Genomic DNA, 16631 nt, shown 5'->3' on the forward strand with positions numbered 1-16631 from the left:
ACAATGCAGTAGGTTCATGGTGATTTGTCGGTAAAATAGCGTGCATTGTGATGTTAATCCAGAGGGTAGTTGTGTCGAATTTAACGTTTAGAAATGCCACCTTAGCCGATGTTGATCGCTGCTATGCCATTGAAATTAATGCCTACGAAGGCGATGAGGCTGCCACGCGCGAAAAAATCGCAACCCGTATCGCACAGTATCCTCAAGGGTTTATGTGCCTTGAAAACGAGGGTCAAGTCATTGGCTTTATCAATGCAGGTTGCGCCTGGGATGTGGTGATGTCAGATGAGGAATTTAAGGAGTTAATCGGGCACGATCCTGCAGCACCTAACGTGGTGATTATGTCAGTGGTGCTCGATCCGGCCTATCAGGGCAAAGGATACAGCACACTGATGATGCAACAGTTCATCAAGCTTATGAAGCAGATGGATAAACAGACCATCCATTTGATGTGCAAAACCCATCACGTTGATCTGTATAAGAAGTTCGGCTATCAATACATCAAACCTTCGGCGTCCGATCACGGCGGCATGGCGTGGCACGAGATGCTGATGACGCTGTGATTATTTTTTAACCAAAAATAATTCATCACCTGATCGCGATCATAAAATTACGCTGAAAACTGCTCAACCATGTCAGTTAAATCACATGCAACGAGGAGGTTATGATGCGTACTACACTGATGACCTTGCCGGAGGTGGCGCGCTATCTTGGCGTGCCCTCCGCCACTTTAGCCTGTGCGATTTGCAATCGTGGCACGCTAGAGAAAGTCCCGCTACCCGCCGCGGTTGACGATACCGCGCCGTTGTCCTGCCGCTGCTGGACGCCACAAGATGTCCGCCAGTTCAGGCTGGCGATGATGCGGGCGCGGCGTGGGCACTGAAGAACAACTGGCGGCGTTGGGCCGTCTGTTTTGTTGTTGTTTAAGGCGAAAAGGACTGAGGACGACAGCAGGGCGATGTCCACCCTGCTCGTGTCCCAACGTAGATACTTACCCATGTATGAACTGCCACTCTAAAGTGCAGAAAAGAGGATGATCTAAGATTGAGTTTTCGTGTTATTCGATTCTGCGGCCTCGGTCAACGTCGCCCGCACATGAGGAAGACTCTGCGGATAATTCAGTTGAATAAACTCAATCATCTTCTCGCGCACGTAGCAGCGCAAATCCCAGGCGGTTGGGGAGTTTTGTGCAGTCATTAATAAACGAATCGTCATGGTTTTATCAGAGGTATCGGTCACCTGAAGCACCTGGGTTTGCTGATCCCAGAGTTTGGTTTCGCTGAGAACTTTTTCAAAATGCTGACGGAGTGGCTCTAATGGCATCGAATAATCGAGGTAAAGAAAAACCGAACCCAATATTTGGGCATTATTGCGTGTCCAGTTCTGGAAGGCGTTTTCGGTAAAATAGGTAATTGGCAGCACCAGTCGGCGCAGGTCCCAGATACGCACTACAACATAGGTCAGGTTGATCTCCTCAATCCAACCCCATTCATTTTCAACCACAACCGCATCATCAATTTTGATCGGTTGTGTGAAAGCGATCTGAATGCCGGCAAACAAATTAACCAGTGACTTCTGCAGCGCAAAACCAATGATGATGCCTGCCACCCCAGCGCCTGCGAGGATGGTGGTGCCGAATTTTCTCACGCCGGGAATGCTGATAAGAATTAGAGAAAGGCAGAATGATACAAGGAGGACAATCGCGACCTTTTTGACATAAATGATCTGGGTGCGAATCTTCCTGGCGCGCAGGTTGTTTGACAGATTAATATCATAGCGAATAAATAGCATGTCCTGCGCGACGTTGGTCAATCTTATTAAAATCGAGCACAATGACAATATTATGAAAACATTCAGCGTGGGGGTAATGAACGAAAGCGAATCGGGGTGAATATTTACATACTCGGCTCCGACGTTGATTAACATCAGTGGAATAAATAGAAACATTGAACCACGAAGATGCTTCTCAAGTGATTTGAATAATTTCCTGTCGCGATCCTGCCAGTAACGTATAAATCTAAGCAGTAAAAAACGAGCCAGAAAACCTGCTACAAGCGAAAGGGTGACAAGTAACACAGCAGGCACCCATGAAGGGGCGTCAGATAACTCATCAAATATCGATGGCATTATTTTCCCTCATTCTCAGCTGACAATATATCATTGTCAGGTAAATTAAATATTCAGTAACCGTTGTCTGTCCGGTTATCTGCTAACTATCTATTCGCTAATAATGAAATTAATTCAATGCCCATCATTGATTCTGATGAAAACAATTTCATCATCATTATCGAGTTTTAATTAAAATAGTGAATAAACCAACTCACTGAAAGTATAGACGATAATAAGTGTTCTGTGTCAGGAAGATCGATTGAGGGGGAAATCCGCTGCCCTTAGGCAGCGGTTAATATTTATTGCGTTATTTCGGGGTGTTGAGCGACTAAATTGCGGCGCTTATTTTTCAACTCCTCAATTTGTTCATCAATATCCTCGATGCGCTGCTCAATGCCATCATGATGCTCCTGTAGCAACTCTTTGGCTTCTTCAAGCGAGGAGGCAGCTGGGGTATCACCATACAGCGGTTTGTTAGCGGTTTCTCTCACGGTAAAACCGGTCACTACGCCAATCGCACCCACCACCATCAAATACCATGCTGGCATATAAAGGTTGCCTGTCACTTCCACTAACCAGGCGGTAAGGGTAGGGGTAATACCCGCAACCAAAATGGAGATGTTATAGGTGCTGGCCAACGCGCTGTATCTCACTTCAGTCGGGAATAACGCGGGCAGGGTCGAGGCCATCACGCCAATCAGACAGTTGAGTATGACCGCCTGAATCAACAATCCAAAAAAGAGTGCGACCAGGCTGTGATGGGTAATCAGCATAAAGGATGGAATGGATAACAGCACCATTGCCACGCTACCAATAATGATAAAGGGACGACGTCCAAATTTATCACTGAGCAATCCCATCACCGGTTGCACAAACAGCATCGCCAGCATGATAACCACAATGATCAAAACACCACGGTCTTCTGAATAGTGCAGATTGTGGGTCAGATAACTCGGCACGTAAGTCAGCAGCATGTAGTACGCCACGTTGGTGGTGATAACGATGCCGATGCAGGAGATCAGATTCCGCCAGTGTTTGCGTGCAATCTCTTTGAAAGGAACAGAAGGGCCTTCGCTAAGACCTTGTTTAGAACCTTCTTCCAGTGAATCCACATGCTTCTGGAATGCCGGAGTTTCTTCGAGCGCATGACGCAGGTAAAGGCCGACTAAGCCCAGCGGCAACGCCATAAAGAAGGGAATGCGCCAGCCCCAGTCATTGAAGGTTTCCTGGCCCAGGATCGTGGTGAGCAGCACAACGACACCGGCGCCACATACGAAGCCAACCAGCGAACCGAAATCAAGCCAGCTGCCTAAAAATCCGCGTTTACGGTCGGGTGAGTACTCCGCAACAAAGATGGAAGCACCGGTATATTCGCCTCCCACCGAGAATCCTTGCACCATTTTTGCAATTAACAGCAAGACCGGTGCCCAAAAGCCGATGGTGGCATAGGAGGGAATGAGTCCGATACTGAAGGTGCTGAAGGTCATTAATATGATGGTGATGGCGAGAATCTTCTGACGGCCGTATTTATCACCCAATACGCCAAAGAACATTCCTCCTAGCGGACGAATGATGAACGGAACCGAGAATGTGCCTAAAGCGGCGATGATCTGAATGCCAGGCGAGGCACCCGGGAAAAAAACTTTGCCCAAAACGGCTGCGACATAGCCGTATACCCCAAAATCGAACCACTCCATGGCATTACCCAGAGCGGCGGCGGTAATCGCCTTTTTCAGACGAGCATCATCAATGATTGTCACGTCCTTCAACCGCATCGGTTTAACCTTTTTACGTCTTATACTAAGCATTACCATTCCCTTAAAAATCAAGTGCTTTTGATTGATATCTAGTTATAAACAAACAGTAAAACGTGATAGTGAACCCAGCAAAAGCTGATGATCCTGATACAGCATAGACATAAATTTACAATTTGCTGGGAGAAACCCCGATTTAGCGGCTTTTTTTAGGCTGAGCGTTTGGGCGTTTTCGCGAAGATTTGAGATGTAAGGACCGGCGTTCTCAGTGGGCAAGACGGACTCACTGATGCTGGTTAAGCTCACAGGCCCCTAGGCATCGTCACTGCGCCTTCATTCCGTGACAGGAGTGAAGGCAACACGATGGGGTGAATAGTATTTGGTCGACCATGCCAGATAATCGACCTTGTGCTGATGACTAGCGGTATTGCCATAATATGTTGTTTACTGGCAGTCCGTATTCATTCACTCAAGCAATGCGATAAATTTAAAATGAGTGGTTAACATGCAGCTTATTAATTAACAACCGAGATGCCAAGATGCTGCAATATTAATGAGGCCTGGTAGTTGTCCAGCTTCACGCCCTGCATATCAACTTCACGCACATCGATTTCACCTAGCTCCGAGTTAGTCAGATCGCAATAAGTGAAATTGGCAGAAGGCCAGTCAAATGAAGAAAACTCACCGCCTGAGAGATCTGAGCCACTGAATGTTGCGCCCAGAATATGAGTACCAATCCAGCGGTTATCCCATAGCTCGCACTTCTCTAATACCACCTTGGATAAATTGGCGTAGCTGAGGTTTGTTTTGGTGATGTATGCACTGCAGAACCAGGTACGGGTTGTAATCATGTTCATGAAACTGGCACCGCGAAAATCGGCACCTTGTGCCATACAGCTACGAATCTCAATACCCAGCGCACTAACGTTTCTAAGGTCCGCCATGGAAAGATCGCAACTATTAAAGATGGCATCTTTCAGCGTGGCGCGGCTGAAATTACATCCTTTCTGGTTTTCACGATCGTAAAAAGTGCAACCAGTAAACTCAGTACCACTAAGGTCACAAGCAGAAAAGTCACAGTTCAAGAAGGTACTGTTTTCAATTTTCTCACCGGTAAACCGATTCTTGCTAATTTTCTCGCCAACCAGAGTTAGGGTCATGATGCTGATCCTGTTTTTTTATACAGTGGTGTGGATGTTGAACTGATTTATAGCCGTGCGTCAAACGACAAAATCTGACTCACCGGCAGCAACACTGGAATTGTCTGCGCTGAAAGAAGTAGGGAATTATATTATGTAGATTAAACGCTTTCAGCGCGAATGACGCTCAGGAATAATTAGATTCAAAGTGCAGCTAGAATCGCAGATTCCATTTTCTCTGGCGTAGTAAAGGGTGCAAACCGCTTAATGGGTTTGCCGTCACGTCCGATGAGAAATTTAGTGAAGTTCCACTTTATCCCACCGCCCAGCAAGCCGGGTAATTCGTCTTTCAGATAACCAAACACCGGATGCGTAGCCGCTCCGTTGACCTCCACCTTCTCGAACATCGGGAAGCTTACACCGTAGTTAATGTGGCAGGTTTGCGAGATCGCGTCGGCATCACCGGGCTCCTGCTTTCCGAACTGATTGCAAGGGAACCCCAGCACCATCAGCCCCTGGGCGGCATACTTCTTATAAAGCGCTTCAAGGCCTGCGTACTGTGGCGTGAAGCCGCAATGGCTGGCGGTGTTCACTACCAAAACCAGTTTGCCAGCGTAATCAGCCATGGAGATAAGCTGGCCTCTCAGGCTTGTGGCGGTAAGTTGATGAAAGGGGGTCATGTCTAAGTCCTCAAAGAACACCCGTTTAATTCTGCAGGATTTTTTTTATACCCGGATTAATTACAGCGCAGCGAAATCCAACGCTCTGTTAATTCACACGGATCGATATCAATAACATCGGATCTTGCAAAGCAATATACATCAGAACCCATGGTCATTCCGCTGTGATAGTATTCCAGCACGACTGGATAAGTTATTTGGAGTGAAGAGTGACGCTTCCATCAATCCATGAATGGCATCAAAATGATTATCTCATTAGTACAGACAGCGCAAAGTTGGATGTGGAGGCGATACACCAGTATCTGACGCGCTCAACATGGGCGAAAGGCATAGACGTGGAAACCGTCACCGCTTCAGTTCAAAACAGCCTGAACTTTGGCATTTATCATCATCAATCTCAGGTCGGATTTGCCCGGCTCATAACAGATCATGCGACCTTCGCCTATCTTTGTGACGTGTATGTACTGGAAGCGCATCAGGGGGATGGGTTAGGCAGATGGTTAATGACGTGCATTCATGACCATCCTTTATTTAACAGGCTGCGCAGGATCATGTTGTTCACCACGACAGCACCATGGCTTTATGAGAAATTTGGTTACGAGCCGGTCAATCGTCCTGATTATGCGTGGACGATCACGCGCCCAGATATTTACCTTAGCGATAACGACGAGAATTGATGCGCCGAGAGGGCTTATCGAAGGCGGTTTTGATTGCCGCCTGCAACCGTCAGCGTGCAGCAGACTGATGGGCGATTTCCAGCAAAGCCGTTAAATTTTCCGGATAATAGCGTTCCCCACTGCATATCAGTTCTTTCAGTTCCCACCAGTGATAGTCTGACATCACTTTGCGCTCGTGCTTACTCCATCCCGCTGTTGAAATCTCCTGTTGAACAACATGCACCGTATAATAGTGCTCTTGTGCTAACACTACCTCGCCGCTGGGTAGTTGCATTTCAAACGCTCGGTAGCCGATGGCATCATCCAGCTGAGTACGTATAATGCCTGTCTCTTCAAAGAGTTCGCGAATCGCTGCCTGTTTCCAGCTTTCGTGATTTTCCAATGCTCCGCCGGGTGTGGCCCAATAACGTTGTCCATCCAGAGCATCGGCTTTATGGGTGAAACAAAACAACAGAACACGCTGCTGTGGGTCAATGATGAGTAATCGTGCTGAAGGCCGGGTATTCATTTTTGGCTCTCTTTCCTCGTAACGTTAACTCTCTTAGATGATATTGTCTGTGGTATCGTGATTCCGGTGTAATCCCCCTATTTTTCAGCGTGTTGTACCGATGTTTTCATCGCGTATAGACAGGCGTTCAGCAGTCAATTAACATTGACCTAGGCTAAACTTTTATTTGTACCAGATCAATGAAGATTAACGGAAAAACAGCGGGTGATATTTTCGATCAGATCCGCGCAAAGATTCAGTCCGGTGAACTCGTTCCCGGCACGATGCTGCCTACACTGCGTGATTTAGCCGGTGAGTTGGGCATTAATCGCAACACGGTTGCCCTGGCTTACAAGCGCCTGACGGATGCAGGTTTTGTACTGTCCAGAGGCAGAAACGGCACCATTGTGCGTGAACCCATCGCGACGATTGATATCGAAGGTAGCGCACCGGGCCTGGCGATCCGCGATCTCGCCAGTGGCAATCCTGCGGCTTCGGTTCTTCCCTCTGTTAACCAGCTTGTTACGCATATTCAAAATACACCGGGTTTGTACGGCGAACCGGAAATCCGGCCTGAACTTGAGGCGGCGGGTCTCGAATGGCTACAGCCCGATCTCGATGTTCCCTTTGAATTAAATTTGACCAACGGTGCGGTTGATGCGGTTGAGAGGGTGCTTGCCAGTTACCTGATTGCGGGCGATCGCGTGGCGGTTGAAGACCCCTGCTTCCTGAGTAGCATCAGCACGCTGAGACACAACCGTCTTCAGGCTGCGCCTGTGGCAATGGATACGGAAGGAATGCAGATTGAGGCGCTGTCACGTCAGCTTTCTGCGGGCGCCCAGGCGGTGATCATCACCCCTCGCGCCCACAATCCAACCGGCTTTGGCCTGAGCGCTGGCAGGGCAGAGGGGATACGCACTTTGCTCGCAAGTTATCCGCAGGTACTGGTGATTGTGGATGACCACTTTTCTCTGCTCTCAACCCAGGATTATCACCATATTGTTCCGGCAAATACCCGTAACTGGGTGCTCATCCGCTCCCTGTCGAAGTTTCTTGGTCCTGATATGCGCATGGCTTTTGTTGCAAGCGATGAGGAAACGTCACAGCGTCTGCGTCAACGCCTGAATGCCGGGACAAACTGGGTCAGCCATATTCTGCAGGATATGGCTGCGGGCCATATGCGTTCGCCTGACTTTCAGCAATCCATTCTGGCCGCACGCGGGCGCTATTTGGGCCAACGAGAATTGCTGGTCAGCGCGTTGAAACAGCACGGCGTCAGTGTTTCAGATCATCACGACGGCTTAAACGTGTGGGTTCCTTTAGCGCACAACAGTGCGGCAACGGTGATGCAAATGGCACAACGCGGCTGGCTGGTTCGCGGCGGAGAAGGGTTCATGCTGGACAGCACGAGTTCAGGGCTGCGGATCACCGTCTCTGAGATTGATGCACCGGAAACAGAGTTAATCGCTAAATCCCTGGCCGGGATTCTGTCACAGCAGCGTCAGATTCAGGCTACCAATAAGGTCTGAACAGGCCATTACATTACTCATGGAGTTCTCTGCAATGCGCGTACATTTCATCGTACATGAAGATTTTGAAGCACCCGGCGCCTACGAAACATGGGCCAACAATCACGGCCATGATGTGACTTACTCGCGCGTTTATGCAGGCGACAAGCTGCCCGCAGACGCGGAAGGTATCGATTTTCTGATTGTGATGGGAGGGCCACAAGATCCCTCCACCACACTAGCTGAATGCCCGCACTTTGATGCGAAAGGTGAACAGGCGTTGATTGCTTCGGCGGTTCAAACCGGTAAAGCCGTTATCGGTATTTGCCTGGGATCACAACTGATTGGTGAAGCGCTTGGCGCGCCGTTCGCACATAGCCCTGAAAAAGAGATTGGTAAATTCCCAATCACACTGACGGAAGAGGGTAGCAAGGATGAGATGTTCTCTCACTTTGCCAGCACGCTGGAAGTGGGGCACTGGCACAACGACATGCCGGGATTGACGGCGGATGCAAAAATCATTGCTTATAGCGAAGGTTGCCCGCGCCAAATCGTTGCCTATTCCGATCGCGTTTATGGTTTCCAGTGCCATATGGAACTGACGCTAGAGGTTGTGGAAATGCTGATCGCGCATTCAGAGAACGATCTGAGTCGCGCCGCAGAATACCGGTTCGTCAACACGCCAGAAGAACTTCGTGCACACGACTACAGCGAGATGAATCAGGTGCTGTTTGGCTTTTTAGATAAGTTGGAAGCTCGTTTTAAATCAGCATAAGCACTGAGTACGTCAGGCTAACTGTGTCTGGCATTCTTTCTGCTCTATTAATTAATAACGCTGCCCGGCGATTTTACGCGGGTCAGCGTTATTTCAGTCAGATATCAGCACTTAATTAGCGGTGAAGGAGTGCCATTGAATGGCACTCTGCTAAACGTCAGCGAAATTACAACTGCGGACCTGCCTGCGCAATACGCGCACCGGCCTCGTTGTTGCTGTACTGTTTGAAGTTATTGATAAACAGCTGTGCCAGTTTCTCGGCCGCTTCCTGCCAATCTGCCGGGGATGCCCAGCCGTTACGCGGATCGAGTGTGTTCACATCGACGCCAGCAATCTCCTGCGGAATGGCGAGACCAAAGATCGGCAGCGTTTCTTCACGCAATGCACCGGTTTCCCCTTCCAGGATGGCGTTGACGATTTGGCGCGTATCTTTCAGCGACAAACGCTCACCCGCACCGTTCCAACCGGTATTCACCAGCCACACCTCAGCACCGCTCTGTGCGACCTTTTCCTGCAGCACATCAGCATATTGCGTTGGATGCAGCATCAGGAAAGCTGCGCCGTAGCACGCAGAGAACGTCGGTGTCGGGGCTGTAATGCCGCGCTCTGTACCCGCAAGCTTGGAGGTGAAACCTGACAGGAAGTGATACTGCATCTGCTCTGGCGTCAAACGTGAAACCGGAGGAAGCACGCCAAATCCGTCCGCAGCAAGGAAGATAATGCGTGAAGGGTGACCCGCGCGAGACACCGGCTGCACGATATTCTCGATGTGCGACAGTGGATAAGAGACGCGTGTGTTCTCGGTTTTGCTACCATCGGCATAATCCACGCTGCCATCTTCACGAACGACAACGTTTTCCAGCAACGCGTTACGGCGGATAGCACCATAAATTTCCGGTTCAGATTCCGCTTTCAGATTGATGGTCTTGGCATAGCAGCCGCCTTCAAAATTGAATACGCCGTCTGCATCCCAGCCGTGCTCATCATCACCAATGAGCTGGCGACGCGGATCGGTCGACAGTGTGGTTTTTCCGGTACCGGAGAGGCCAAAGAACAGCGCCACATCGTCTTTTTCACCCCGGTTTGCTGAGCAGTGCATGGACGCGATACCCTTCAGCGGCAGCAGGTAGTTCATCACTGAGAACATCCCTTTTTTCATTTCGCCGCCGTACCAGGTCCCGCCAATCAGCTGGATATTCTCTGTCAGGTTGAAGGCAACAAAGTTCTCCGAGTTTAACCCTTGCTCCTGCCACTGCGGATTGACGCAACCTGCGCCATTAATCACCGTGAAGTCCGGGTTAAAGCTTGCCAGCTCTTCGTCGGTCGGGGCGATAAACATATTTTTGACAAAGTGCGCCTGCCAGGCCACCTCAGTGACAAAACGCACGGCCAAACGGGTATCGGCGCTCGCGCCACACCAGGCATCCACGATATACAGCGCTTTGGCAGACAGGTGATCGGCGACCAGCGTTTTCAGATGCGCCCACACGTCAGTCGACATCGGTTTGTTATCGTTGCGCCCCAGGCCAGCATCCGACCACCACAGGGTATCTCGCGTCACATCGTCGCGAACGATGTACTTATCGCGTGGAGAGCGGCCCGTGAACTCGCCGGTATCAACCGTCACCGCACCAGACGTCGTCACAATTCCGCGCGCCGGGCCTTTAAGCTCGGCTGACGTTTCATGCTCGAATAGCAATTCGTAATTCGGGTTGTAGATGATCTCGCTGACATCGTTGATGCCAAGGCTTGAGAGATGTTGCATGACAGATTTAATTGCGCTCATAAAATACCCTGACTCATTGGATGATTGGCGAGGCGGCTAGGGCCGACCCGAATAGGGGATGGATAGTAGCACTGGCTTTTTGATGCAGAAATTGCATATAAATCATTTGTCATGTAAAAAATGCATAGAATTGGGGGCTGCAATTGGAGAAAAGACGTGCTAAGTAACCTCGAAGTGAAGTGGTTCTATGATGTGATTGCATTAGAAGAATGCCGCAGCTTTACGCTTGCGGCAGAGAGACGAAATATTTCGCAATCCTCGTTTAGCAGAAGGATTCAGGCACTCGAATCGAACCTGGGTTTCAGCGTATTTAATCGTGAAGTGAACCCGCCACAGTTGACGCCGCAGGGCAGGATATTTGTCGGCTATGCCAGGAACATGCTCGACGATATGGACTTCCAGATCAGCCGAATTAAGGGTGAAGATAAGCTAAAGCAAAGTATCCGTATCGATGCGGCGCCTTCGCTTTCCGTCCTGCTGCTGCCCGATATACTGGCGGATTACCGTGACAGCCCTGATAAAGTTTTCTTTGTTGAATCGATTAACGTCAACGATGCGGTATTCAACCTAAAGGAGGGGAAAAGTGATTTTATCCTGTCCTTTTATAATGAAGAGTTGATGAATTACCCGTTCATCAACCATAAAATCTTCGATTCTGCTCTGCATCTGGTCTCACCCTGTGACCAGCACGGTAAGCCGATTTTCTCCATTAATGGCGACACACTGCCGCTGGTCAAGTATGCCAATGACAGTTATATGGGGCGTCAGGTTAACCAGGTTATTGATCGCATACCCAATACCACCTTCATTCTGACCTTCGTTTCATCGATGAGCGAGTTGCTGAAGAGAATGATCCTGAAAGGCGATGCCGTTGGCTGGCTGCCGGATTACTCGATTCAGCGTGAGCTGGAGGAGAGAAGGCTGGCGATTATGGATCACAGCCTTTCGCTGAAGATTTCGGCTTATGTTTATCGCTCAGGTGCACGCTTAAATCTCACGGCGGAACGCTTCTGGCGCTATGTGAAAGGGCGGAATATTGAGGGTTGATGGTGGTATGGACTGAAAGCAGGATGTTAAAAGCAGATTTAAGTCATTTTTTTATTGTGCCATTACCATTTCGATATTTTCCCATAACTCATTTAATCTTAAGCAAATTCCAGCATTTTCAACTAATGAAAACTCGGTAGCATCGGAAAATACATAAGGTGCTTCAAGTGTTGCCCTCGGGCAACATGCTTCTGGCAGTAACGCGCCCATAACCTTTAATGTTTCTGTGAGTTGAAAGTGCGCCAAATGGGCCCTGACAGACAGGTTAGGCATTGAGACAGGCTTATCAAGAAATTCGCCACTGCTAACAATCCAGTCAAGGGCGTTTTTTATAACTCCGGTGACACCATGTGCATATTCCGGGCTGACTAATAACACCATGTCCGCCCTGGATAGTGCATCTCTCCAGTGCTCAACTGCTGAATTATGTGTATTTTCATCATCAACATTAAATAGAGGGAGTTTATCCAGCGAGTCATATATTTCAAATGTGATTCCCACTGGGCTAAGCAGAGACATGGCCCGTAAAAAAACCGTATTCAACGATGCAGCACGAAGACTGCCTGAAATGCCTAATACATACTTTCCATTACTCATCAAACTGCGCCTCTGAAATTTATTCTGTATAAGCCAGAACACTAAATGAGAAAATACTGCCTATTTCTTTAAAATCTTAACTTACTCTACGAGAGTCGATACCTGTCATCATCTGTTTCATCACGCAACGATACCAGCGCCGCTTCAACCTCAACTTTACTTGAAGGCATCTTCCCCGCATCGAAAGCAAGGTGAAATAGCATTTTTCCAGCAAGGAGACAAATTGGCCAAGGAAATAGCCGTCCCTTGCATACCCTATGATTTAAGATGCGTATGGCTTATTGAACAGTTGCCCACATTCGAACTATTGTCAGTGATATGCTTTTGAATGTCACTTAATATGTCCTGTTAAATCTTTAATTTTCATGCAGTTAACGATTAATTCGCATCTTCGTTTTGAATTTTAAGTTTCTCCAGTGATCCCACTAATAATGCGCACAACCCGTTTAGCTTCGGTCCCATCGGGATCTAAATCAGGATCGTAAATAGTCACCGTAATGCCGCAACAGCGGGTAGAGTTGAACAGCACCTGGCAGATACTCACCAGGTTTTGTGAAGTCAACCCAGGTGTGCCGGGACAGTCTACGGCGGCCATTTCGGCACTATCCAGTACATCCAGATCGAGATGAATCCAGTAGGGTATTTCAGGAAAGCGGTTCAGCCGTTCGAATATCCTGTCAAGGAGTTGCTGATTTGATAACTTCAGCGCGTCAAATATAGTGATACGCCGTATATCAGTGTCGGTAATATCTGGCCATTCGTAATCGCTAAGCTGCGATTCACGCTCACCCAGTTGAACCACAGCGTGATCGGCAATGAGCGCTCCTTCAACATCAGGCCATTGAGTGAGTAAGGCTTCCCCTCGACCCGTGACCAACGCCAGATCCATTCCGGCTGCTGCACCGGGACGCCCGGCGGAAGGGCGTGCCCAGTTTCCTGGATGGCGGAAATCGCTATGACCATCAATATGTACCAGTGCCAGCGGTCCCAGTTGACGCCGACTGCCCAAGATGACACCCGGCAAAATAGCGCAATCGCCCCCAATAACAATCGGTTTAAGGTTCAATCGGTGCGATGCTTCGACTTCGTCCGCCAATTGCAAATTAAGCCGTCTGAGCTTGTGACCATTTAGGATGTCGGTATCGGGTTCAGCCTCAGGGCTATAGGGAGGGCAAGGAACCGTCACAATCTCATAGTCTGAGAAGACATTTCTGAGCCCATGCTGCATCAGGATCGCAGGGGCTCGGAATGTGCCTGGAATGTGCCCTTCGTACAATGGATTAAGGCCAAGGTTGGACGGAACAAGTATGATTTTCTTCATCAATGCGCCTCGGGTTGCACGAAGTAGCTTAACTGTAGCTGACTTTATTGATGAACAAAGGTGCTGACACAGGTTGCAGTGGAAGAGTGCCCTGACAGAATGGCTGGTGGCTTGGTTTGTGGAAAAGCGCTGGTAAAGTCGAATCCCTGGCATAGTGATGTGGTTAAGCGGCTGCAGCGGCCTGAAGCCCGCTCAAGCCGTTTGCATCACCAGACGTCGAGCATTGCGGCGCAGGTGGTCAATTTTACAGCTTCATCAATTTCTGCAGTGACGCCGCACTCTGCTCATCATCCGGTACATACACCAGCAGGCGGTCGCCGTTGCGTGAAGCAGACCACCAGTTATTCTGACGCAGCGTCATTTCACCGACTTCCTCGCGGTAAAAACGCTTCAGCCGATTTTCCACCTTGCCCAGTTCGTAGCGTTGCCAGGTTTGGGCAAATTCATCCGAGCTATTCAGCAAACGAGCGAGAAAACTCTCCCAGTGTGGATCGCCAAGGTGTTCGCCCATCTGTCCACGAAACATCGCCACCATCTGCGGCATCACGTCTTCCCAATCACTAATCGCTTTGCGCCAGCCGGGATGATTAAACGCCAGCCAGATGCAGTTGCGATCCTCCACGGCGATCTCCGCAAGATCCACGCCCATCAATGCACACCAGGCGGCGTTATAGCCAAGAATATCGAAACGCGGTGTTTCGATAATCGCCGGTAACTGAATCGCATCCAGCATCTGCTGATTATGTGCCGCGATTTTGCAGCAGGCAGCGGCCACCCGCACCGAGGGCAACGAGTGTCCGGCAAGGGAAAACAGATGCTGCGTCTCGACATCGTTGCACTGCAATGCCGTGGCAATGGCCGTCAGGGTTTTCGGCGAGGCTTTGATATCGCGTCCCTGTTCCAGCCACGTATACCAGGTCACGCCGACATCTGCTAACTGCGCCACTTCCTCACGGCGTAATCCGGGCGTGCGACGCTGACGCATATGCGGCAAGCCCAGACGGTTAGGATCGAGACTTTCACGACGCGTGCGTAAAAAAGTGCCAAGTAGTTTTCGATTGTTGTGTTCAGCCGTGACGGGGGCAGTAGCCGTGCTCATGAGCAGATCTCCAAACGAGACGGGTAGTATTTATACCATGATAAACAAGAACTGGTACCCGTTTAATAGTTAGGTGATGCTATGCCGTACTGCACTTAAAAACAAGGTTAAAACCGATGCACACATCGCAACTTCAACGCGCGGGACTGGTGGTCCTGCTGGCAGGGCAACTGCTGCCCATGATCGATTTTTCCATTGTCAACGTGGCGCTGGATGCCATGGCGCATACGTTGCGCGCCACATCGATTGAGCTGGCGCTGATTGTCGCCGTGTACGGCATTGCTTTCGCCATCTGCCTGGCGATGGGCGGACGCCTGGGAGATAACTACGGACGTCGTCGGATATTCCTGGCGGGAGTATGGATCTTCGGTATTGCATCTTTATTATGCGGCATCGCGAACAGCGTCGGTCTGTTGATGTTTGCCCGCGCACTACAGGGTGTCGGCGCAGCTTTCATCGTGCCGCAAATCCTCGCCACTATGCATGTCACCATGAAGGGCAGGGAGCATGCGCGGGCCATCGGTCTTTACGGTGGCATTGGCGGACTGGCGTTTATCATTGGTCAGGTATTAGGTGGATTCCTGATCAAAGCGGATATCGGCGGCTACGGCTGGCGCAGCGTGTTCCTGATCAACCTGCCAATTTGCCTGTTTGTGCTGATTACCGCGCGACGTTTTGTGCCTGAAACGCACAACAATCAGCGCGTGCCGGTCGATGTCAGCGGAACCTTGCTGTTAGCGGGCGCGATTGGCTGTTTAATGCTGGCGCTGGCGCTCGGTCCGCTGCTGCACTGGTCATGGCCGTGCATTCTGCTGCTGGTGCTGTTCCCGGTGTTATTGCACCGTCTGCGTCAAAGTTCGCTGCGTCTGGAAGCAGAAGGCGGTTCGCCGTTGCTGCCCCCTTCGCTGCTGCGTCTGCCAAGCGTTCGTTTTGGTTTAACCCTGGCGGTGCTGTTCTTCTCCTGCTGGAGCGGCTTTATGTTTGCAGTGGCGCTGACGCTGCAGTCGGGCATCGGTTTAACCGCATTTCAGTCTGGCAACGCGTTTATCGCACTGGGCGCAGCCTACTTTATCGGCGCGATGCGTTCAACGCGCATGGTGGAACGCTTTGGAAAACGTAACACGCTACTGACCGGTTGCGGCATCCAGATGGTCGGCCTGATCGCCCTGATTGCCACCTTCCAGTTTGCCTGGCCTGATGTTGGCGTCTTTACCCTGATGCCCGCCACCATCCTGATTGGCTTCGGTCAGTCGTTTATCGTCAGCACCTTCTATCGCATTGGCATGAGCGGTGTACCGCATCATCAGGCGGGCGCGGGCAGTGCGGTGTTATCCACCGTACAGCAATCGGCACTCGGTTTGGGTCCGATGCTGCTCGGAGGCGTTTTCACTCAGATTAACATGCATGGTAATCACCTGGCTGCCATCTCCGGCACCCTGGGCGTGGAGTTGTTAATGATGGTGACGCTGGTGATTCTGACCAGTCTGAACCGTCGCACTTTCCAGCCGGTGACGGCGGAAGGGTAATCCTTATGCTGTGATTTCTGCAGCGGCTTTTCAGCTTACTGTAAGGTAAGCGAAAATCCGTTGATTGCGCTGAATTTACCTTTGGCGCAGTGGTCTTTTTTCCGGAACATATCGCCGCAACTAACG

Annotated in this window: 16 protein-coding genes; 7 read left to right on the forward strand and 9 right to left on the reverse strand. The window is 50.0% G+C overall.

Annotation, left to right across the window (positions count from 1 at the left end; genetic code table 11):
* Positions 1–71 precede the first annotated feature (71 nt).
* Positions 72–563, forward strand: coding sequence for a GNAT family N-acetyltransferase (locus FD744_RS01500; protein ID WP_160867016.1), 492 nt, complete (start codon positions 72–74; stop codon positions 561–563).
* Positions 564–667: 104 nt separating this feature from the next.
* Positions 668–883 (forward strand): hypothetical protein, encoded by a 216-nt coding sequence (locus FD744_RS01505; protein ID WP_072017049.1) that lies wholly within the window; start codon positions 668–670, stop codon positions 881–883.
* A gap of 155 nt (positions 884–1038) precedes the next feature.
* Here FD744_RS01505 and FD744_RS01510 read toward each other — a convergent pair whose 3' ends face one another.
* The 4 genes from FD744_RS01510 to FD744_RS01525 all read right to left on the reverse strand — a co-directional run bounded on the left by FD744_RS01510 (position 1039) and on the right by FD744_RS01525 (position 5682).
* Positions 1039–2127, reverse strand: coding sequence for a mechanosensitive ion channel family protein (locus FD744_RS01510; protein WP_160867017.1), 1089 nt, complete (start codon positions 2125–2127; stop codon positions 1039–1041).
* A 281-nt stretch (positions 2128–2408) separates the two neighbouring features.
* Positions 2409–3917, reverse strand: coding sequence for a glycine betaine/L-proline transporter ProP (gene proP / locus FD744_RS01515; RefSeq protein WP_034828978.1), 1509 nt, complete (start codon positions 3915–3917; stop codon positions 2409–2411).
* A 461-nt stretch (positions 3918–4378) separates the two neighbouring features.
* A complete protein-coding gene (locus FD744_RS01520) occupies positions 4379–5023 on the reverse strand; it encodes a Qnr family pentapeptide repeat protein (RefSeq protein WP_160867018.1) in 645 nt (214 codons plus the stop codon).
* A 182-nt stretch (positions 5024–5205) separates the two neighbouring features.
* On the reverse strand, positions 5206–5682 hold the full coding sequence (locus tag FD744_RS01525) for a glutathione peroxidase (protein WP_160867019.1): 477 nt from the start codon (positions 5680–5682) through the stop codon (positions 5206–5208).
* A gap of 209 nt (positions 5683–5891) precedes the next feature.
* On the opposite strand from FD744_RS01525, the gene FD744_RS01530 reads away from it, so the two are divergent.
* Positions 5892–6359, forward strand: a complete 468-nt coding sequence (locus FD744_RS01530; protein WP_160867020.1) for a GNAT family N-acetyltransferase — start codon at positions 5892–5894, stop codon at positions 6357–6359.
* A gap of 49 nt (positions 6360–6408) precedes the next feature.
* Here the strand turns inward: FD744_RS01530 and FD744_RS01535 are convergent, their stop codons facing one another.
* Positions 6409–6867 carry an NUDIX hydrolase gene (locus FD744_RS01535; protein ID WP_160867021.1) on the reverse strand — a complete coding sequence of 153 codons (459 nt, stop codon included), beginning with the start codon at positions 6865–6867 and terminating at the stop codon, positions 6409–6411.
* A 179-nt stretch (positions 6868–7046) separates the two neighbouring features.
* Here FD744_RS01535 and ptsJ point away from each other — a divergent pair, with 179 nt between their 5' ends.
* Complete coding sequence (gene ptsJ, locus FD744_RS01540; RefSeq protein WP_160867022.1) at positions 7047–8375, forward strand: transcriptional regulator PtsJ; 1329 nt, start codon at positions 7047–7049, stop codon at positions 8373–8375.
* A 34-nt stretch (positions 8376–8409) separates the two neighbouring features.
* Positions 8410–9129, forward strand: coding sequence for a type 1 glutamine amidotransferase (locus FD744_RS01545; protein ID WP_160867023.1), 720 nt, complete (start codon positions 8410–8412; stop codon positions 9127–9129).
* Positions 9130–9295: 166 nt separating this feature from the next.
* On the opposite strand, the gene pckA is transcribed toward FD744_RS01545, so the two are convergent.
* Entirely contained in the window at positions 9296–10915 is a 1620-nt protein-coding gene (gene pckA / locus FD744_RS01550; protein ID WP_160867024.1) for a phosphoenolpyruvate carboxykinase (ATP), read from the reverse strand.
* Between the two features lie 156 nt (positions 10916–11071).
* Here pckA and FD744_RS01555 point away from each other — a divergent pair, with 156 nt between their 5' ends.
* Positions 11072–11962: a LysR family transcriptional regulator gene (locus FD744_RS01555; RefSeq protein ID WP_160867025.1), complete on the forward strand. Its 891-nt coding sequence runs from the start codon at positions 11072–11074 to the stop codon at positions 11960–11962.
* A 51-nt stretch (positions 11963–12013) separates the two neighbouring features.
* Here FD744_RS01555 and FD744_RS01560 read toward each other — a convergent pair whose 3' ends face one another.
* The 3 genes from FD744_RS01560 to FD744_RS01570 all read right to left on the reverse strand — a co-directional run bounded on the left by FD744_RS01560 (position 12014) and on the right by FD744_RS01570 (position 14979).
* The gene (locus FD744_RS01560; protein WP_160867026.1) at positions 12014–12559 is read right to left on the reverse strand and encodes an NADPH-dependent FMN reductase; all 546 of its coding nucleotides are present in this window, start codon (positions 12557–12559) and stop codon (positions 12014–12016) included.
* A gap of 403 nt (positions 12560–12962) precedes the next feature.
* The gene (locus FD744_RS01565; protein ID WP_160867027.1) at positions 12963–13880 is read right to left on the reverse strand and encodes an arginase family protein; all 918 of its coding nucleotides are present in this window, start codon (positions 13878–13880) and stop codon (positions 12963–12965) included.
* A 244-nt stretch (positions 13881–14124) separates the two neighbouring features.
* Positions 14125–14979, reverse strand: coding sequence for a helix-turn-helix transcriptional regulator (locus FD744_RS01570; RefSeq protein WP_160867028.1), 855 nt, complete (start codon positions 14977–14979; stop codon positions 14125–14127).
* A gap of 116 nt (positions 14980–15095) precedes the next feature.
* On the opposite strand from FD744_RS01570, the gene FD744_RS01575 reads away from it, so the two are divergent.
* Entirely contained in the window at positions 15096–16505 is a 1410-nt protein-coding gene (locus tag FD744_RS01575) for an MFS transporter (protein WP_160867029.1), read from the forward strand.
* Positions 16506–16631: the final 126 nt, after the last annotated feature.

Source organism: Pantoea sp. Taur, assembly GCF_009830025.1.
GTDB lineage: Bacteria > Pseudomonadota > Gammaproteobacteria > Enterobacterales > Enterobacteriaceae > Pantoea > Pantoea communis.